Here is a 19,324-nt window from a genome sequence, read left to right as displayed (position 1 = left end):
TGACGGCCCGACAGGCTCTCAGCCCTCCTCGTCCGGCCCCGGCTCGTACAGCTCGAACCAGATCGACTTCCCCACCCCCTGCGGATCCACCCCCCACGCATCGGCGAGCATCTCCATCAGCACCAGCCCCCGCCCGCTGGAAGCCATCTCCCCGGGCCGCCGACGGTGCGGCAGTTCGTCGCTGGTGTCCGCCACCTCCACCCGCAGCCGCCGCTCCCCGGGCTCCCCCGTCGCCTCGGCGACCATCAGCGCGTCCCCGTCCGTGTGGACGAGCACATTGGTGGCCATCTCGGAGATCATCAGCACCGCCGCGTCGACCTGCTCCGGATCGGCCCAGTCGTGGAGCAGTTCCCGCAGATGCTGCCGGGCCGCCGCGATGCGCTGCGGCTCCGCCTGCGCGATGGTCAGCGCGGTGCGCCGCGCGGTCTCCCTCGGCGTCCCTCCGTCGCGCCGCAGCAGCAGCACCGCTATGTCATCCTCCCGGCGGTCCGCCAGCGGCCCCGTCGTGTAGTGCGACGTCGGCCCGTGCACGGCCTGCACGAGGGCGTCGGCGAGCTTCTCCAGGTCGTCCGTGTGCTGTTCCAGGATCGGCCGCAGCCGGATCCAGCCGGTCGCCAGATCGTGGCCGCCGGTCTCGATCAGCCCGTCGGTGCAGAGCATGATCGTTTCTCCGGCCTCCAGGGTGATCCGGGTCGTCGGGTAGTCGGCGTCCGCCTCGATGCCGAGCGGCAGCCCGCCCTCGGTCCGGCGGATCATCGCGGTCCCGTCGGCGGTCATCACCACCGGATCGGGATGGCCGGCCCGCGCGATGTCGAGAACGCCGGTCTCCGGGTCGGCCTCCGCGTACAGACAGGTCGCGAAGCGCAGCCCCGTCCCCGCCCCGTCCTCGTACGCGTCGGTGAGGCCGGAGAGGAACCGGGACGCGCGGGAGAGCACCGCGTCCGGGCGATGCCCCTCGGAGGCGTACGCGCGCAGCGCGATCCGCAACTGACCCATCAGGCCCGCGGCACGCACGTCGTGGCCCTGGACGTCACCGATGACGAGCGCGATGCGGCCGTTGGGGAGGGGAATCAGGTCGTACCAGTCGCCGCCGACCTGGAGCCCGCCACCGGTCGGGACATAGCGGGCGGCGACCGTCATCCCCGGGATCTCGGGGCCGAGCGACGGCATCATCGAGCGCTGCAGCCCCAGCGACAGCTCGCGCTCCGTCTCGGCGACCCCGGCACGGGTCAGGGCCTGGGCGAGCATCCGGGCCACGGTCGTCAGTACGGCACGCTCGTCCGGCGAGAACGACACCGGGTGCCGGAAGCCTGCCATCCAGGCGCCTATGGTCCGCCCTGCCACGATCAGCGGCAGAAAGGCCCAGGAGCGGCGTCCGAAACGGCCGGCGAGCGGCCAGGTGGACGGGTAGCGGCGGCGGTACTCCTCGGGAGAGGGCAGGTAGATCGCGCGTCCCGTCCGTACGACCTCGGCGGCCGGATAGTCCGTTTCCAGCGGCATGCCGTTGAACGGGCCTTCGTCGCCCACGCTGTGCCCGTGGTGCCCGGTGATCGTCAGCCGCTCGCCCGAGATGCCGAAGACCGCCAGGCCGTCCGGCGAGAACCCGGGCATGGACAGCGAGGCGGCGACCCGCAGCACCTCCGCGGTCGACCGGGCCTCGGCCAGCGCCCGGCCCGCGTCCAGCAGGAACGCCTCACGGGAGCGGCGCCAGTCACCGGTGATGGGGGTGTGCGCCCCGGTGGTGCCCGGCTGCGGCTCGGCGACCTCCTGGAGCGTGCCGACCAGCACATAGGACGTGCCGGTCGGCGTCTCGGGCGGGAACGGCCTGGAACGGCTGCGCACGGTACGCAGCACCCGGCCGTGTTCGTCCACGATCCGCAGCCGGGCCTCGGCGAGGGTGCCCTCGGCGACCGCGAGATTCACCACTCCGTAGATCTCGTTCCAGTCGACCGGATGGAAACGGGAACGCACCGCGGACTCGCGGAAGACACCGGCTGCGGCGGGCAGCTCAAGCAGCCGGGCCGCCTCGGCATCGAGCGTGACGGTCCCGGCTGCGTTGTCCCAGCGCCACAGGCCGGTCGCGGTCGCGGCCAGGACGTCCTCGGTGCGCATTGCCCCACTTTAAGAAGATCTGCTCGGTAAATGCCACCGAGGACGGACGGCCGGGGCCCGCCGGGCACGGTCCCGGGCCGCCCGCCATGCCCCCGATGATCTTGAAATGTCAATGTCAATGAATCGGTGCGGGTGCGAGCGGTAGCCTGGGGAGGCTGAATCCACCCCGAATCGCGAAGACTGGATGAACGAGAATGCATCGGTACAGGTCACACACCTGCGGCGAGCTCCGCGCCTCTGACGTCGACACCGACGTCCGGCTGAGCGGCTGGCTGCACAATCGCCGAGACCTGGGCGGCATCCTCTTCATCGATCTGCGCGACCACTACGGTCTGGTGCAGCTCGTCGCCCGTCCCGGCACCCCCGGCAACGAGGCCCTGGCGAAGCTCACCAAGGAGACCGTCGTACGGATCGACGGCAAGGTCTCCGCGCGCGGCGCCGACAACGTGAACCCGGAGCTGCCGACCGGCGAGATCGAGATCGAGGTCACCGAGGTCGAGGTGCTGGGCGAGGCCGCCCCGCTGCCCTTCACGATCAACGCCGAGGACGGGGTCAACGAGGAGCGGCGCCTGGAGTACCGCTTCCTCGACCTGCGCCGTGAGCGCATGCACCGCAACATCATGCTGCGTTCGGCCGTCATCGCCTCCATCCGCGCCAAGATGGTGGCCCTCGGCTTCAACGAGATGGCGACCCCGATCCTCACGGCGACCTCTCCCGAGGGCGCGCGTGACTTCGTCGTCCCGTCCCGTCTGAACCCGGGCAAGTTCTACGCCCTGCCCCAGGCTCCGCAGCAGTTCAAGCAGCTGCTGATGATCTCCGGCTTCGACCGCTACTTCCAGATCGCGCCCTGCTTCCGCGACGAGGACGCCCGCGCCGACCGTTCGCCCGGCGAGTTCTACCAGCTCGACGTCGAGATGTCGTTCGTCGAGCAGGAGGACGTCTTCCGGCCGATCGAGAAGCTGATGACCGAGCTCTTCGAGGAGTTCGGCAACGGCCGTCACGTCACCTCGCCGTTCCCGCGGATCCCGTTCCGCGAGGCGATGCTGAAGTACGGCAACGACAAGCCGGACCTGCGCGCCCAGCTGGAACTGGTCGACATCTCCGACATCTTCGCCGACTCGGAGTTCAAGGCGTTCGCCGGCAAGCACGTCCGTGCCCTCCCGGTCCCGGACACCGCGGGCCAGTCCCGGAAGTTCTTCGACGGCCTCGGCGACTACGCCGTCCAGCACGGCGCCAAGGGCCTGGCCTGGGTCCGTGTCGGCGAGGACGGCGGCCTGACCGGCCCGATCGCCAAGTTCCTCACCGAGACCGACATCAAGACCCTCACCGAGCGTCTGTCGCTCGTCCCCGGCCACGCGGTCTTCTTCGGCGCGGGCGAGTTCGACGAGGTCTCCAAGATCATGTCCGCCGTCCGCGTCGAGGCCGCCAAGCGCGCCGGCCACTTCGAGGAGGGCGTCTTCCGGTTCTGCTGGGTCGTCGACTTCCCGATGTACGAGAAGGACGAGGACACCGGCAAGATCGACTTCTCGCACAACCCCTTCTCGATGCCCCAGGGCGGCATGAAGGACCTGGAGGAGAAGGACCCGCTGGACATCCTCGCCTGGCAGTACGACATCGTCTGCAACGGCATCGAGCTGTCCTCCGGCGCCATCCGTAACCACGAGCCCGACGTGATGCTCAAGGCCTTCGAGATCGCCGGTTACGAGCGCGAGACCGTCGAGCACGAGTTCGCGGGCATGCTCCGCGCCTTCCGCCTCGGCGCCCCGCCGCACGGCGGCATCGCCCCGGGCGTCGACCGCATCGTGATGCTGCTGGCCGACGAGCCGAACATCCGCGAGACGATCGCCTTCCCGCTCAACGGCAACGCCCAGGACCTGATGATGGGCGCCCCGACGGAGCTGGACGAGTCCCGCCTGCGCGAGCTGAACATCCAGCTCCGCAAGCCGGCGGCATCGGCGAAGGACAAGACGGAGAAGTAGCAGCCGCTCGTACTTCCTGGTTCCACGTGAAACAGCCCCCGGCCGGGTTCGGCCGGGGGCTGTCTCGCGCCTGGTGTCCGGCGTCCGCCCGGAGGGCCCGGCGCGATCCGGAACGAGAGTCCCTCGTGCGACCAGGTCGCGACAGGCGAGTTGATCGGTACGAGCCAGCAGGATCGACATCACCACGCTCAGCACCAGCAATACGGTGCCCGCAGCGATGAGCGGCACTCCCTCGTCGCCCCACGCCAGTGCGGTCCATACGGCGCCGAGGACGACCGAGCCGACCGCTTCGTCCCACGGCACTAGGTGCGGTGTCTCGGGACTTTGGTGGCACGAAGCCCTCGAAGGCGTTCACCGGGAGCCCCGGTATCTCAGGGCTCCCGCGTGAGCGGCTGTGCGTGGCGTCAGCGTGCGAACTTTTCGACAGCCGCCGGGGTGACGGGGGTGAAGAAGTTGACGAGATTGCCGTCGGGGTCGCGGAACAGCAGCGACCGGTTGCCCCAGGGCATCGTGGTGGGCTCGGTGACGAAGTCGGTGACGAAGCCGGTCAGGTTCTGGTGAACGCGGTCCACGTCGTCGACGAGGAACTCGGTGATCACGCTGTGGTTGTCCGCCGGGCGGGCAGAGCCCGGGGCGAACAGCGGGACGGTGCGGGTGCCGGCGATCGCGAGGGTGGCCCCCGGGGTCCTGAGTTCGGCGAAGTCCTCGGTGGCCCACGTCGCCCGCACTCCTGTGGCTCGCTCGTAGAACTCGACGAGGCGCGCTACGTCGCTGGTGATGATGCGGATCGAGACGAAGTCCATGGGGATCTCCTTGGCTGTGTGGAGGCGTGCACATCGCAGGCTAGGAGAAATAGTGGACAGAATCGGTCCTGTATTCGCGCTAGGTTGTGCACATGCCTCGACCCACCGGCCGCGTGCTGACACTCCTGGAGCTGCTGCAGTCGGGCGGCACCCGGACCGTGGCCGAACTCGCCGACCGGCTCGGCGTCGAAGGACGCACCGTGCGGCGGTATGTGGAGCATCTGATCGACCTCGACGTGCCCGTGGAATCGGTGCGCGGCCGCTACGGCGGGTACCGGCTCGCCCCCGGGTACCGCTTGCCTCCGCTCATGCTCAGCGACGACGAGGCGCTGGCCGTGCTGCTCGGCCTGGTCGCCGGCCGCCGGGCAGGGCTGACGACGGAGCACACGGCAAGCGAGACGGCATCGGCCAAGATCCGGCGGGTGCTGCCCAAGCACATCGCTCGCCGGCTCGACACACTCCTGGAATCCCTCGCCTTCACGGAACGGCCCGGAGAGTTCGACACCCCGGACGCCGGGGTCCTGCTCGCCATCGCCGATGCGGTGCGCCACCGCCGACCGGTCTCGATCCGCTACACCGACCGCGACGGCCGGCGCAGCGAACGCACGCTGCACGCGTACGGGATCGTCGCCCATTCGGGCCGGTGGTACGTCACGGGCACGGATCCCGGGATCGGCGAGGACCGAACCTTCCGGCTCGATCGGATCGCAGACGCGCGGACCCTGCCCGGCTCATTCGAAGCGCCCATGGGTCCCGGTCCGGCACAGCGCGTGCTGTCAGGGTTCGCCACGGCCGAGTACCAGCATGAGGTGACCTTGCGGATCCACGGGACGGTCGAGCAGATCCGCGCCCACCTTCCCGCCGGCGTCGCGAGCCTGAAGGAGGACGAGCCCGTGGCAGGCGAGGACCGCGCGGCCGAGCGCTGGCTGCGCGTCGAACTGCGGGCGGAGCGGCTCGACTGGTTGCCTCCGGTACTCGCCTCACTCGACCGGCCGTTCGTCATCGAGCGCCCCGATGAACTGCGCGACCTCGTCATCGAGCTCGCCGATCGCCTCGCGTCCTACGCCCGCCGCGCCTGACAGCGAGGAACCAATGCCATGAGAGGGCACAGCCAAGGGGTTGTGGGACAGCCCTTGGGCCGCACATCGAGGCAGCGTCGTGGGGTGGCACCGCGGCGGGCATCGAGCAGGGCCGTTCGCGATCGGCCTGGGGCGCAGAACCGCGATGTCCGTGTGGCGCCGCATGGTTGAACGTCACGAAGCCAAGAGTTCGCACCATACGAACTTTCCTGAATCGCCGGTGCTGCTGAGTGGATACCAGCCCCAGCCGTCCGTGCAGTTGCGGATCAGATCGAGGCCGCGCCCGTTCTCCGCTTCCGCGGCCGGGTGCAGGGGTGGCATCGGTGGGGTCGGGTCCGCGTCCCAGACGCCGATGCGCAGGACGCGGCCCGCCCACCGCAGGCGTAACGCGGCCGGGCCCTTGGTGTGGCGTACCGCGTTGCCCACCAGTTCGCCGGCGACGAGTTCGGCGGTCTCGGAGAGGGGCAGCAGGTCGTGCAGCGTGAGGATCAGGCGCAGGGTGCGGCGGGAGACCGTGACCGCGCGGGGATCGTGGGGGATGTAGAGCGTGTACTCCCAGGGGGCGTCTGCGCTCGCGGGCGAGTTCGGCATACGGGAACTCCGTTTGGTGCGTGAGTGGTTGTGGGGCGCGGCGGTCCGTGGGCGGTGGCATGTCGCACCCGCCATGGCAGGGCGGGGCGGTGCGCTTCCGGAGTCCCGGTGTTTCGCAGCGTGTGCGGCGCGTCACTGAAGGTAGGGCGAAAGTTTTCGCCCATGCAAGCCGTTGGCGTAATCTGGCACCCGAACGGGTTGCTCCAACAAGGCCCACGGAAAGCGCTGTTGGGGGAGGAGTTTGTATGACGGCGAGGAGTCGGCCGACCGCACGCCAGGTGCGCCTGGGTGCGGAGCTGCGCAAGCTGCGAGATGCGGCGGGCATGACGGCTCGGGAGCTGGCAGGACTTCTCGGAACCAACTCTGCTCAGATGAGCCAGATAGAGGCTGGGAACGCCGGTGTCGGTGAAGAGCGGCTTCGAAGGCTCGCGGCCCACTGCGCCTGCGCCGACAAAGAGTTGATCGACGCGCTCGCAATGATGGTGACCGACCGTACGCGTGGCTGGTGGGAGGAGTTCCGGGGCGTACTGCCGCCTGGTTTCCTGGATCTGTCGGAGCTGGAGCACCATGCCTCGTTCCGGCGCGATGTGGAGATCATCCACGTACCGGGCCTGCTGCAGACCGAGGACTACGCCCGCGCGGTCTTCTCGTACCTGCCCCCGGAGCTTCCGGAAGCTGAACTCGAAGCCAGGGTGGCCCACAGGATGGGGCGGAGGGCCATCTTCGAGAAAGATGCACCCGTGAAGTACCAGGCGGTGATCCATGAGGCGGCCCTGCGCATCCGGGTCGGTGACCGTGGGGCCTCTCGTGCCCAACTCGACCAGATTCTCGCCCTGTCCGACCGAGAGGGCGTGACGGTACGGGTTGTTCCCTTCGATACTGATGGCTTCGCGGGTGCCGGGAGCGCGATGGTGTACGCCGGTGGGCCGGTGCCTCGGCTGGACACGGTGGTACGGGACGCGCCTCACGGCACCGCGTTCCTTGATGCCGAGTCTCAGCTCGACCGATTTCGAGCACTCTTTCGCAAGCTGGAAGCGGCATCACTCGATCCCGGTAAGTCGCGCGATTTCATTCACCGGATGACCAAGGAATTGTGAGGCGGAGCATGTCCCACTCGATCAACTGGCAGAAGTCCTCGTTCTCGGGCGGCGGCGACGGGAACAGCTGCGTCGAGCTCGCCGCACACAACGGCCTGATACGGCTGCGCGAGAGCGATGAGCCCGGTACCGAGCTGGCGGTCACCCCGGATCAGCTGGCCCGGCTCCTGGGTCGTGTGAAGGGCGGGCAGCTCGGCGGAGCCTGACGTCCGGCCTCACAGCAACACACAGCCCACACTCATCTGTTTCCCAACTTCCCTTTCTAGCCTCGGCGTTCATGACAGAGACTGAAGGGCCCGCGCACAAGAAGGACATGTCCCGCCGTCGGGTGGTGCTCGCCGGAGGCGCGGTGATCATGGCCGCCGGGATCGGGGCCGGCGCCGTCGCCAGTGCCTCCGCCGACGAGGACACGGCCGGGGCGAAGAAGTCCGGAGGCGGACAGGGCGAGGAGTGTTACCGGCTCACCTCGGAGACCACCGAGGGGCCGTACTACATCGACGCCGACAAGATCCGGAAGGACATCACCGAGGACAAGGAGGGCATCCCCCTCACCCTCCGGCTCAAGGTGATCGACTCCGACACCTGCAAGCCGGTCGCGCACGCGGCCGTCGACATCTGGCACTGCGACGCACTCGGCGTCTACTCGGGTTACGAGGCGATGAGCTCCGGCGGGCCGGGGGGACCCGGCGGTCCCGGCGACGGGGGCACCCCGCCGACCGACGCCCCCACCGGCCCGCCGCCGTCCGGCGGCCCCGGCGGCGGGCACAGCGAGCCCACCGACGACGAGCGCTACCTGAGAGGCACCCAGCTCACCGACAAGCACGGGTACGTGGAGTTCAAGACGATCTTCCCAGGCTGGTACCAGGGGCGCTGCGTGCACATCCACACCAAGGTGCACGTCGGCGGGAAGATGACCACCGCCGGGTACGAAGGCGGGCACACCTGCCACACCGGACAGTTCTTCTTCGCGGAGTCCGCGGTCCTCGACTCGGCGAAGACCGAGCCGTACTCGACCAGCACCACCACCCGTACCACCCTCACCGAGGACACCATCTACGACCGGAGCGGCGTCACGGGCGGGCTGATGAAGCTCTCGTACCGCAAGCACCACATGGCGCGCGGCGTCATCGGCTCGATCACGATGGGCGTGGACCCGGACGAGACGCACGACGGCACGGACCTCTGATCGGGTCTCAGACCCTGTCGGGTGGCCTCGGACCGGACCGCGCCCGCCCGGTCGGCGGTCACCCGACAGGCTCTCAGCCGCCTGCTCTCCCCCACGGAGACGAAGGGCCCGGAACCCGCGTGGACGACCAGCGGTTCCGGGCCCTTCGCGCGGGCGTGCCCGGCCGGCGGTACAGCCGTATGGCCCTCGTGCGGATTCGCGCTCGCGAGTGGCGGCGTTAACTGGGTTCGGCGGGGCGATGCGTGACGGGGAGCCCGCCTGTGCCGCCCGCGCCCAACGACCGCTGAGGAGTGCCCGTGTCCGTGTACCGTCCGTCGGCCGCCCGGCGTCCCCCGTACGCCGTCCGCGCCGGCACCTGCGTCGCCGCGATCCTGCTGCTCACCGCCTGCGACAACACCTCCGAATCCGACATCGCCACCCGCAAGGTCCGGGCCTCCGCCTCGGCCTCCCCCTCGGTCTCCGCCGGTGTCGGAGGGCCGCAGGCCGACGGGATACGGGGAAAGGCCGCCCCCGCCCCGGCGGCCCCGCGCCTCCGCCCCCGGGAGATCCCCGCGCTGGGGCCGCAGATGCGGGCCGAGATCCCGGCGGACTCCCGGCAGGCGCTCGTCGTCACCGGCGATTTCTACAATTCCAGCCTGTCCACCGCGGTCCTCTACACCCGTGACGATCCCGCCCGGGGCTGGCGCGCGGCCACGGACCGCTGGCCCGCCCGCAACGCCCTGAACGGCTGGACGGACGAGCACTGGGAGGACGACCTCCGCACCCCGGTCGGGGTCTACGGGCTGACGGCCGCGGGCGGCCTGCTCGAACCCCCGGGCACCATGTTCCCGTACAACCAGAGCCCGGCGTTCGCCGTGAGCGGTGAGGGGTTCGACGGGGAGTCACTCGAAGGTTCCTTCAACTATGTCGTCGCCGTCGACTACAACCGGACGCCCGGCACCTCCCCCCTGGACCCGGAGCGTCCGCTGGGCAAGGAACGGGGTGGCGGGATCTGGATCCACGCGGACCACGGCGGGCCCACCCAGGGCTGTGTCTCCCTCCCCGAGAACCGGATGAGGGAACTGCTCCGCCTGCTCGATCCCCAGAAGAAGCCGGTCGTCGTGATGGGGGACGTGGAGGCGCTGGAGCGGTGAACCGGGTACGGGCCGGGCGGGGCGTCCGCAAGCTGGACGCAGCCCGGTTTCCCTCAGGAGGCAGTGATGAGTGTGGTTGAGGAGAGTGTGCTGACCCAGGAGGTCTTCGAGGACCTCGCCCGTCATGCCACACGTGCCGAAGAAGCGCCGCGCCTGGAGTTCGTGAACGGGAAACTGGGGGTCAAGGCTGCGCCGGACGGGGATCACGGGCGGATCATCGCCTGGCTGACGCGGATTTGTATGCAGTCGGATCCGGGCAACTGGCTCTTCGCCGAGCAGGGGCTGCGCATCGAGGCGTACCGCAAGGGCAACGCGCGCCCGGACGGTGTGCTCGTCCCGCTCGAAACCTTCGTCGGCCAGGGTGAGTGGGCCAGTCCCGACGGCGTCCTGATGGTCGTCGAGGTCACCTCGTACGACGAGGACACCGACCGCCGCGACCGCGTCGACAAGCCGCGCGCGTACGCCGAGACGGGCATCCCCGTCCACCTGCTCATCGACCGCGACACCTGTGAGGTCAAGGTGCACTCGCAGCCCGACGGCGTGCGGTACGAGCAGGTGGTGACGGTGCCGTACGGGAAGTCCGTGGAACTCCCCGGCCCCGTGGGCATCGAACTGGACACCGAGCCGCTGAAGAACTGGGTCCGCTGACCCGGAAGCGGCAGAGCAGCGGAAAGGGCCGGAACCCGAGTCGTGCGGTTCCGGCCCTTCCCCGTGCGTACGTCCCGGTTACGCCGGCTTCTCCTCCAGGCGGGGGAACAGCACCGCGCCCTTCGTCACCGTCGCGCCCGCCGGGAGCCGGCCCCAGGTGCCCGCGTCCTGTACGCGCTGGTCGGACAGCGCGCCCAGGGACGCCTCGGCGCCCAGGGAGTCCCACAGCTTCTGCGAGGTCTCCGGCATCACGGCGTTCAGCAGGACCGCGACACCGCGCAGCGACTCGGCGGCCGTGTAGAGGATCGTCGCGAGGCGGGCCTGGCCCTCGGGGGAGGTGTCCTTGGCGACCTTCCAGGGCTCCTGCTCCGTGATGTAGCCGTTGACCTGCTTCACGAAGTCGAAGATCGCCAGGATGCCGGCCTGGAAGTCCAGCTCCTCGCCGATCTTCTCGTCGGCCGTGGCGACGGCCTTCGCCAGCCCCTCCTGGACCGCCTTCTCGGCGTCGCCCGCGGCGGTGGCCTCGGGGAGTGCCCCGCCGAAGTACTTGCCGACCATGGCGGCGACGCGCGAGGCGAGGTTGCCGTAGTCGTTGGCGAGTTCGGAGGTGTAGCGGGCGGAGAAGTCCTCCCAGGAGAACGAGCCGTCGCTGCCGAACGCGATGGCGCGCAGGAAGTACCAGCGGTACGCGTCCACGCCGAAGTGCGAGGTCAGGTCCTGCGGCTTGATGCCGGTCAGGTTCGACTTCGACATCTTCTCGCCGCCGACCATCAGCCAGCCGTTGGCCGCGACCCGGCCCGGCAGCGGCAGCCCCTGCGCCATCAGCATCGCGGGCCAGATCACCGCGTGGAAGCGGAGGATGTCCTTGCCGACCAGGTGGACGTCGGCGGGGAAGGTCCCGTCGAACTTCTCCTGGTTGGCGCCGTAGCCGACCGCCGTGGCGTAGTTCAGCAGGGCGTCGACCCACACGTAGATGACGTGCTTCTCGTCCCACGGCACCGGGACGCCCCAGTCGAACGTCGAGCGGGAGATGGAGAGGTCCTGCAGACCCTGCTTGACGAAGTTCACGACCTCGTTGCGGGCCGACTCGGGCTGGATGAAGCCGGGGTTGTTCGCGTAGAACTCCATCAGCTTCGGGCCGTAGGCGCTCAGCTTGAAGAAGTAGTTCTCCTCCTTGAGGATCTCCACCGGCTTCTTGTGGATCGGGCACAGCTTGACGCCGTTCTCGTCCTCGATGAGGTCGCCGGGGAGCTTGTACTCCTCACAGCCCACGCAGTACGGGCCCTCGTACCCGCCCTTGTAGATCTCGCCCTTGTCGTACAGGTCCTGCACGAACTCCTGCACCCGGTCGGTGTGGCGCTTCTCCGTCGTACGGATGAAGTCGTCGTTCGCGATGTTCAGGTGCTTCCAGAGGGGCTTCCACGCCTCCTCGACGAGCTTGTCGCACCAGGCCTGCGGGGTGACGTTGTTCGCCTCGGCCGTGCGCATGATCTTCTGACCGTGCTCGTCCGTGCCGGTGAGGTACCACACCTTCTCGCCGCGCTGGCGGTGCCAGCGCGTGAGCACGTCGCCTGCGACGGTCGTGTAGGCGTGGCCCAGGTGAGGAGCGTCGTTGACGTAGTAAATGGGGGTCGAGACGTAGTACGCCGTCGCCCCCTGCTTCTCGGATCCAGTGGCCGCCATGGTCGAAATCCTAACGGCCAGCGGAAGATCGACTCACACCGATTACGGCCGGCGGCCCCCGGACCAGGGGAGGAAGGGATCCTCGACGAAGACCGAACAGGCGGGGAGATCCATCTCGCCGGCCGGTACGGGGGCGAGCGGGAGGGCGGTGCCGTCGACGTGGCCGGTACGGCAGCTCCTGAAGGGGCCGGTCACCGGGGGTGCGGAGACCTTTGCGAAACATCCCTTCCCGTAGCAAAGACGCATCCTGGGAGGGAGTGGACACGCATGCACGAGGCAAGGGACATCACGATGCGGGTACTGGTCGCCGAGGACGAGGAGATCCTGGCGGAGCTGGTCGCCACCGGGCTGCGGCGGGCGGGGTTCGCCGTCGACACGGTGTACAGCGGTGACGCCGCCCTCGCCTACCTGGGACTGCACGACTACGACGTCGTCGTTCTCGACCGCGACCTGCCACGGGTGCACGGCGACGACGTGGCACGCGGACTGGTCGCCTCCGGGTCCCGGACCAGGATTCTGATGCTCACCGCCGCCGTGTCCATGGAGGACCGGGTCGCGGGGCTCGATCTCGGCGCGGACGACTATCTGGGCAAGCCGTTCGAGTTCCCCGAGCTGGTGTCGCGGGTACGGGCGCTGCGGCGGCGCAGCGCCCGCCCCGTACCGCCGCAGCTGGAGCGGCACGGCATCCGGCTCGACACCGTACGGCGCACCGCTTCCCGGGAGGGGCGGGAGCTGGACCTCTCGCCGAAGGAGTTCTCGGTGCTCCAGCTGCTGCTGGAGGCCGACGGCGGGACCGTCAGCGCGGAGGAGCTGCTGGAGCGGGCCTGGGACGCCAACGCCGATCCGTTCACCGGCGCCGTCCGCGTCTGCATGAGCAAGCTGCGCGGCAAGCTCGGGGAGCCGGCCCTGATCCGTACGGTGCAGGGCGTGGGGTACGCCCTGTGAAGCGCCCGTCACGCTTCCCGCGCGTCCTGCGCGCCGCTCGCGTCCCGCACGTCCAGCACTCCACGATCCGGACCCGGATCGCGCTCGTGTACGGCGGGGTCTTCCTGGTGCTCGGGACGGCGCTGCTCGCCACCGTCAACCTCGCCTCGCGCGCGGGCACGGACTCCCAGGCGCGCGCCATCGCCCGCACGGCCGCGGTCGTGCAGCCCGGATACGCGGTGAACGGCCCCCTCATCACCCGGCGCAGTCTCGGACCGCCCACCGTCTACGACCTCACGGACCACGTCAGCGACGCGGCCGGTCACCAGCTGCTCATCTGGTCCGCCGCCGCGCTGCTCGTCATGACGGCCTGCGCGGTCGGCGTGGGGTGGTGGACCGCGGGCCGGGTGCTGCGGCCCGTCCACGCCATGACCGCCAAGGCGCGCCGGCTGTCCGAGCACACCCTGCACGAACGGATCGCGTCCAGCGGACCGGACGACGAGCTGAAGGAGCTCGGCGACACGCTCGACGCGCTGCTGGCCCGGCTGGAGAAGGCGTTCGACAGCCAGCGCCGGTTCATCGCCAACGCCTCCCACGAGCTGCGGACGCCGCTCGCCACCCAGCGGGCCGCGATCCAGATCGGTCTGGACGACCCGTCCCCCGACGATCTCGTACGGACCCGGCAGACGCTCCTGGACAACAACCGGCGCAGCGAACGGCTCATCGAGGGGCTGCTGGTGCTGGCGCGCAGCGAGCGCGGGCTGGCGACGGGCGAGCGGGAGGCGGTGGATCTCGCGCAGGTGGTGGCGGAGGAGACGGCCCGGCACCCGGGTGTGAAGGTCGACGCCGGGCCCTGTGCGGTGCGGGGGAACCGGATGCTGCTCGCCCAGCTCGTGGCGAATCTGCTGGCCAACGCCGTCACGTACAACGTGCCGGACGGGACGGTGGAGGTGGTCCTGGTGACGGCCGGGGACGGGGCGCTGCTGGAGGTGCGCAACACCGGGCCGGTGGTGGACGCGGCGGACATCCCAGGGCTGTTCGAGCCGTTCCGGCGGGGTGAGGGCAAGGACCGGATGGGGCCGGGATCGGGCCTCGGCCTCTCGATCGTGCGTTCTATCGCGGTGGCCCATGGCGGTACGGTCACGGCGGTGCCGGGCCCCGGGGGCGGGCTCGCCGTGACCGTACGCCTGCCGGCGGATCAGCTCTCGACGGCCGCTTCGCGGTCCGCGATCCAGGCGGGGAGGGCGGCGAGGACCTCGCGGTAGAACGTGGTGTCCGCGATCTCGCGGGGGGCGGGGCCCGCGTGGAAGAACCCGGCGTTCGGGACGTCCAGCTTCCGCAGGAAGTCGAAGCCCTTCGCGTCCTGTTCGCCGAACGCGACGAACTGGAAGAACAGCGGCAGCCGCGCGGCATCGGCGAGCGCCTGCTTGGCGGCCTGCTTGGCGTCCGGCGGGCCGTCCGTCTGGAAGATCACCAGAGCCGGGCCGGTCGCTTCCGACTTCTCGTAGTGCGCGACCACCTCTTCGACGGCGCGGTGGTAGTTCGTACGGCCGAGGCGGCCCAGGCCCGCGTTGAGTTCGTCGATCCGGCCCTCGTGGGCGGCGAGGTCGACCGTGCCGGTGCCGTCGATGTCCGTCGAGAAGAAGACGACGGGGACGGTGGCGCTCTCGTCCAGGTGCGCGGCGAGGGCCACGGTGCGGTCGCCCAGGTGCTGGGCGCTGCCGTCCTTGTAGAACGGCCGCATGGAGCCGGAGCGGTCGAGGACCAGGTAGACGGTGGCGCGCAGCCCGGTCAGCCCGTGTGCCTTCAGCCCGCTCTGAGCGGCCTTGTACGAGTCGACGAGCCCGGGGGCACGGGACTTGACCCGCGCGAGGGGGAGGGCGGGCTTGCCGGCGGCGTCCGGTGCGGCTTCGGTGACCGGCGAGGCTTCGGGCTCCGGTGCGGCTTCGGCGGCCGGTGCGGCTTCGGGCTCCGGCGCGGCTTCGGCGGCCGGTGCCGGTGCTGATTCGGGGGCCGTCTCGGAGGCTGCCACCGTTGCTGCTTCGGGGGTTGTGCCAGCTGCGGGGGCGGGTGCGGGCTCCGCAGCCGGTTCGGGCGTGGCGTCGGCCGTGGGTTCCGGTTCCGTTTCGGGTTCCGGTTCGGGCGTGGCGCCGGCCGTGGGTGCGAGTTCCGTTTCCGGTTCGGGCGTGGCGTCGGCTGCGGGCGCGGCTTCCGGTTCCGCTTCGGGCTCCGGGTCCGTTTCGACAGTGATCGGGGCGTGCTCGGCCGGGGCCTCGGCGGCGACGGGCTCGGGCGTGGAGTCAGTGGCCACGGGCTCGGGCTCGGGCTTCGGCTCGGCTTCGCGCTCGGGCGTGGTCTCGGCCTCCGCGACGGAGGGCGCGGCCTCCGGCTCCGCGGCTTCGGCCTCGTCGGCCTTCGCGGCAACCGGTTCGGCCTCGGCGGCCTCCGGCTCCGTGACCTCGGCCCGCGGCTTCTCCGGCTCCTCGGCGTCCGGCTCCGCGGCTTCGGCCTTGTCGGCCTTCGCGGCAACCGGTTCGGCCTCGACGGCCTCCGGCTCCGGCCCCGTGACCTCGGCCTCGGCGGCCTCCGGTTCGGCGACTGCGGCCTCCGTCGGCTCCGTCGGCTCCACCGGTTCCACCGGCTTCGACTTCGGGGCGGAGCCCTGTGCCGGGACCGTGGGGAGGGACGCCTTGTCGAAGGCCGCCGCCACCAGGTCCGACGCCAGGCCGCTTTCGCCGATGGAGGACCGGGGAGAAGCGGGGGCCGGTACCGAGGCTTTGGTGACCGGGGCGGTTTCGCGCACCGAGGCGGTCTCCGCAGCCGGCTCGTCCACCGTGGCCGCGACCGGCTCCGACTCCGCGGACGCGGTGCGTTCGGTCTGGGGCGGGACCGTGGCCGTCGGCGCCGGCGCCGACGCGTCCTGCTCCGCGCGGTCGCGGCCGAACACCTTGCGCAGCAAGCTCCGAATGCCCATGGGCGAGGCCTTTCGCGTGAGTTGGGTGCGATAAATGTCCGACCTGCGGGATTCATCCCTGGCCAGGACGGATACGTAAGGTTAGCGGCCGGATCCGGCCGTTCGGTGGCGCGGCCCGCCCGTGGGACAACTGTGCCGCAACCGAGCACGGGCCAAGTCCTGCGCGTGCCGGACGGACCCGACGTACTGCGATCGCATGGGCCTGTTCGGTCCCGGGGTGCCTTGCCGGTGCGAGTGGCCGATGTGTCTGACAAGCGGTCGGTCACATCGTTGTTCCGCCTCGCGGTTGTTCCGCCTCGTGCACGCGTCCGGGGCGTGCGGGCGTGAGGCGGACAGCCGTAACCAGGTTGAGAATATCGACGACTTCGGCCGGTCCCGGCCCGATCTGCTCCCGGCCCGGCCCGATTTCGACCCGACCGACGCGTGCGCCGCACCAAGGGGTGTCCCGTGACCCTTGGCGGGCGCGCGACGACAGTTGCGGTACCTCGCCGCGTTGTCGGGACGTCCGCAGGCATCCGGTGTGCGGACGTCCCTGCGCCTTGCGATGCACCGCATCCGACGCCGTGCGCTGCTCCACCAGGGACTACGGGACACCCCGTAGAGTCGGTTGCATGGTTTCCGGTGAGGCGCCGCAGGCGGAGGGAAGCGTTCGGGTCGACGTCTGGATCTGGTCGGTCCGGTTGACGAAGACCCGTTCGCAGGCCGCTGCCGCCTGCCGCGCGGGTCATGTGAAGGTCGGCGGCGAGCGCGCCAAGCCCGCCCAGACACTGCGTGTCGGCGACGAGGTACGGCTCCGGCACGCGGGCCGGGACCGGATCGTCGTCGTGTCGAAGATCGTCAAGAAGAGGGTCGGGCCCCCGGTGGCGGCGGAGTGCTTCGTGGACAACAGTCCGCCCCCGCCGCCGCGCGAGGCGGCGATCCAGGTTCCGGTACGGGACCGGGGCGCGGGGCGGCCGACGAAGCGGGACCGACGGGAGATGGAGCGGCTGCGGGGATCGGGTCCGACGGGCTGACGGCGGGCACCGCGAGGTACGGGAGACGGCGACCGCGGTTACGGCTGCGGGCACCGCGAGGTACGGGAGACGGCGACCGCGGTTACGGCTGCGGGCACCGCGAGGCCACGGGGGACGGCGACCGCGGTTACGGCTGCGGTGACGCGATGGCACGCGCCGCCGCGACCTCCCGGCGCAGCGGAGCCAGTACCCCCTCCTCGTCGCCCCGCAGTTCGGCGCGCACGCCGACCAGGACCTCGCTCGCACGGATGCCGTCCGCGAGTTCCCGCAACTGCCGTTGGACCTCGGCGACCTCCGCGGCGGGTGGCTCCGGTGCTCCGTGGTCGACGCGGACCCGGGCGGCCGTCGTCGCGTCCACGATGCGCTCGACCGAGACGACCAGCGGCCACCACGCGGCGGCCCGGGTGCCGACCGGGGGCGGCTCCGTCAGGGCGCGTTGGAATTCGGAGCGCACGACCGACAGATCGCGGTAGATGCGGCGCCGGGCCCGCACCCGTTCCGCCCGGTCGCCGGAGCCGCCGGGTTCGAACGCGCACGCCACGTAGTCGGCGATGTCCGTGACCGCGTCCGCCAGTCGGTGCCCGACCCGGACGTGCCAGCTCTCCGGCCACAGCAGATAGCCCGCCACCAGCACGACGGCGCAGCCGATCAGACTGTCCAGGAAGCGCGGCCAGACCAGATGGAAGCCCTGGTGGTTCAGCAGGTCGGACAGGAGCAGGATGACCGGGGTGATGGCCGCCGTCTGGAAGGCGTACCCCTTTGCCGTGAGCGCCGGGATCAGCGCCGCGAGCACCACCATCACCGGCACGTCCCACCAGCCGATCGGTACCGCGGCGAGCACCGGCGCGGCGATCACGAGACCGGCCGCCGTGCCCACCGAGCGCAGTACGGCGCGCGAGAACACCGAGCCGAAGTCGGGCTTGAGGACGAACGTGACGGTCAGCGCGACCCAGTAGGAGCGCGGCACCGGGATCAGCGAGGTCAGTGCCTGTGCCAGGCCGATGCAGAGGGCGAGGCGCAGCCCGTACCGCCAGGAGGCCCCGGAGAGCAGCACGTCGCGGGTCGTCCGCCGGATCCGCACCCCGAGCGCGGCGGGGCGTCCGAGCCGGTCGTCGACGTTGTACGGATCGGGGTCGGCCTTGTGCACGACGACCGCCGCGTGCCGCAGCGCGCCGTCGACCGCCCTGGTCGCGGGCGAGTCCGGTGCGGGCAGGGTGAGTTCGGCACCGCCGGTGCGGCTCTCCTCGACGGCGGCGGCCAGTTCACGTACCGCCGCCGGGATCTCGTCCGGGAGCGGGTGCCGCCGGACGTGCACGGCGGGCGCCGCCTCGACGAGCGGGATGACGACGTTGAGCTGCGCGAGCAGCCGCACCCCGGCGTTGCTGCGGCCGTGGTAGCGGGCCCGGCGGGCCAGGATCAGGTCGTAGGAGGTGTTGAGGGACTGGGTGACGGCCTGTCGTCGTTCCTCGTAGGCGTCGGTCCCCGCGGCGGCGAGCAGGTCGGCGACCGCGAGGTAGGTGCCCGCGACCGCGACCCGTTCGGGCAGCTTCCGCCGCAGCGGCCACGCCAGCAGGGTCATGGTGAGGACGAACAGTCCGCCGACCGTCAGCAGCAGCGGCGCCACCCACCAGGGGTTCGGCATCGGGAGTCCGGCACCGACGACCGCGTTGAGCAGGAGCAGCAGCCCGGACACGGAGGCGACGGCGCCGATCGTCGACATCATTCCGGAGACCAGACCGACCAGGGACAGCGCGGCGACGGCTGTCCAGCCGGCCCCGTACACCAGCGTGCCGAGCATGATGCCGAGTGCGCCGAAGAGCTGCGGTACGGCGATGTTGAGGATGCGCATCCGGTACGCGTCGGCGGTGTCGCCGATGACGCCGGAGAGCGCGCCCATGGAGACGAGAGCGCCGTACGCGGGCCGGTCCAGCGCGAAGCCGACGGCGAGCGGCGCGGCCAGGGCGATGGAGGCGCGGACGACCGCGGCCCAGGCGATGGGGGTGGACGGCTGGGGGCGAAGTCCGCTGAGGAGCCAGGGCGGTGGGGCGGTACGCCTGCGTCCGGAACCGGCCTCCGTGTCGGTCAACGCGTCCCCCTGTGTC

16 protein-coding genes are annotated in these 19,324 nt (G+C 70.7%); 10 read left to right on the top strand and 6 right to left on the bottom strand.

The window, feature by feature from the left end; translation table 11 throughout:
- Positions 1–18: 18 nt before the first annotated feature.
- A complete protein-coding gene (locus ACIQCZ_RS17570) occupies positions 19–2,112 on the bottom strand; it encodes a SpoIIE family protein phosphatase (RefSeq protein ID WP_402283194.1) in 2,094 nt (697 codons plus the stop codon).
- A gap of 194 nt (positions 2,113–2,306) precedes the next feature.
- Between ACIQCZ_RS17570 and aspS the strand changes: the two genes are divergently transcribed.
- Positions 2,307–4,091: an aspartate--tRNA ligase gene (gene aspS / locus ACIQCZ_RS17565; RefSeq protein WP_402283192.1), complete on the top strand. Its 1,785-nt coding sequence runs from the start codon at positions 2,307–2,309 to the stop codon at positions 4,089–4,091.
- A 404-nt stretch (positions 4,092–4,495) separates the two neighbouring features.
- Here the strand turns inward: aspS and ACIQCZ_RS17560 are convergent, their stop codons facing one another.
- Positions 4,496–4,894 carry a VOC family protein gene (locus ACIQCZ_RS17560; RefSeq protein WP_376284907.1) on the bottom strand — a complete coding sequence of 133 codons (399 nt, stop codon included), beginning with the start codon at positions 4,892–4,894 and terminating at the stop codon, positions 4,496–4,498.
- 92 nt (positions 4,895–4,986) lie between these two features.
- Here ACIQCZ_RS17560 and ACIQCZ_RS17555 point away from each other — a divergent pair, with 92 nt between their 5' ends.
- Positions 4,987–5,973 carry a helix-turn-helix transcriptional regulator gene (locus ACIQCZ_RS17555; protein ID WP_402283190.1) on the top strand — a complete coding sequence of 329 codons (987 nt, stop codon included), beginning with the start codon at positions 4,987–4,989 and terminating at the stop codon, positions 5,971–5,973.
- Between the two features lie 174 nt (positions 5,974–6,147).
- Here ACIQCZ_RS17555 and ACIQCZ_RS17550 read toward each other — a convergent pair whose 3' ends face one another.
- Positions 6,148–6,564, bottom strand: a complete 417-nt coding sequence (locus ACIQCZ_RS17550; RefSeq protein ID WP_402283188.1) for an ATP-binding protein — start codon at positions 6,562–6,564, stop codon at positions 6,148–6,150.
- Positions 6,565–6,809: 245 nt separating this feature from the next.
- Between ACIQCZ_RS17550 and ACIQCZ_RS17545 the strand changes: the two genes are divergently transcribed.
- The 5 genes from ACIQCZ_RS17545 (at position 6,810) to ACIQCZ_RS17525 (ending at position 10,628) form a co-directional block, all read left to right on the top strand.
- Complete coding sequence (locus ACIQCZ_RS17545; RefSeq protein ID WP_402283187.1) at positions 6,810–7,661, top strand: helix-turn-helix domain-containing protein; 852 nt, start codon at positions 6,810–6,812, stop codon at positions 7,659–7,661.
- A gap of 8 nt (positions 7,662–7,669) precedes the next feature.
- Positions 7,670–7,867: a DUF397 domain-containing protein gene (locus ACIQCZ_RS17540; protein ID WP_402283186.1), complete on the top strand. Its 198-nt coding sequence runs from the start codon at positions 7,670–7,672 to the stop codon at positions 7,865–7,867.
- A gap of 71 nt (positions 7,868–7,938) precedes the next feature.
- Complete coding sequence (locus tag ACIQCZ_RS17535) at positions 7,939–8,847, top strand: intradiol ring-cleavage dioxygenase (RefSeq protein WP_402283184.1); 909 nt, start codon at positions 7,939–7,941, stop codon at positions 8,845–8,847.
- Positions 8,848–9,143: 296 nt separating this feature from the next.
- Entirely contained in the window at positions 9,144–9,980 is an 837-nt protein-coding gene (locus tag ACIQCZ_RS17530) for a L,D-transpeptidase family protein (RefSeq protein WP_402283183.1), read from the top strand.
- 66 nt (positions 9,981–10,046) lie between these two features.
- Complete coding sequence (locus ACIQCZ_RS17525; RefSeq protein ID WP_402283182.1) at positions 10,047–10,628, top strand: Uma2 family endonuclease; 582 nt, start codon at positions 10,047–10,049, stop codon at positions 10,626–10,628.
- A 78-nt stretch (positions 10,629–10,706) separates the two neighbouring features.
- On the opposite strand, the gene metG is transcribed toward ACIQCZ_RS17525, so the two are convergent.
- Positions 10,707–12,311 carry a methionine--tRNA ligase gene (gene metG / locus ACIQCZ_RS17520; protein ID WP_402283180.1) on the bottom strand — a complete coding sequence of 535 codons (1,605 nt, stop codon included), beginning with the start codon at positions 12,309–12,311 and terminating at the stop codon, positions 10,707–10,709.
- 291 nt (positions 12,312–12,602) lie between these two features.
- Between metG and ACIQCZ_RS17515 the strand changes: the two genes are divergently transcribed.
- The gene (locus ACIQCZ_RS17515; RefSeq protein WP_376209250.1) at positions 12,603–13,256 is read left to right on the top strand and encodes a response regulator transcription factor; all 654 of its coding nucleotides are present in this window, start codon (positions 12,603–12,605) and stop codon (positions 13,254–13,256) included.
- Positions 13,253–14,500, top strand: coding sequence for a sensor histidine kinase (locus tag ACIQCZ_RS17510; protein WP_402283178.1), 1,248 nt, complete (start codon positions 13,253–13,255; stop codon positions 14,498–14,500). The genes ACIQCZ_RS17515 and ACIQCZ_RS17510 overlap by 4 nt, the downstream gene beginning before the upstream one ends.
- Here ACIQCZ_RS17510 and ACIQCZ_RS17505 read toward each other — a convergent pair.
- Positions 14,434–16,209 (bottom strand): VWA domain-containing protein, encoded by a 1,776-nt coding sequence (locus tag ACIQCZ_RS17505; RefSeq protein WP_402283177.1) that lies wholly within the window; start codon positions 16,207–16,209, stop codon positions 14,434–14,436. The genes ACIQCZ_RS17510 and ACIQCZ_RS17505 overlap by 67 nt on opposite strands.
- Before the next feature lie 611 nt (positions 16,210–16,820).
- Here ACIQCZ_RS17505 and ACIQCZ_RS17500 point away from each other — a divergent pair.
- Positions 16,821–17,222, top strand: coding sequence for an RNA-binding S4 domain-containing protein (locus ACIQCZ_RS17500; protein ID WP_402283175.1), 402 nt, complete (start codon positions 16,821–16,823; stop codon positions 17,220–17,222).
- Positions 17,223–17,349: 127 nt separating this feature from the next.
- Here ACIQCZ_RS17500 and ACIQCZ_RS17495 read toward each other — a convergent pair whose 3' ends face one another.
- Complete coding sequence (locus ACIQCZ_RS17495; protein WP_402283174.1) at positions 17,350–19,308, bottom strand: FUSC family protein; 1,959 nt, start codon at positions 19,306–19,308, stop codon at positions 17,350–17,352.
- Positions 19,309–19,324 lie beyond the last annotated feature (16 nt).

It is taken from the genome of Streptomyces sp. NPDC093149, from assembly GCF_044754145.1.
GTDB lineage: Bacteria > Actinomycetota > Actinomycetes > Streptomycetales > Streptomycetaceae > Streptomyces.
Note: the sequence above shows the minus strand (reverse complement) of the source record. Positions and strands in the feature narration are given on the sequence as shown.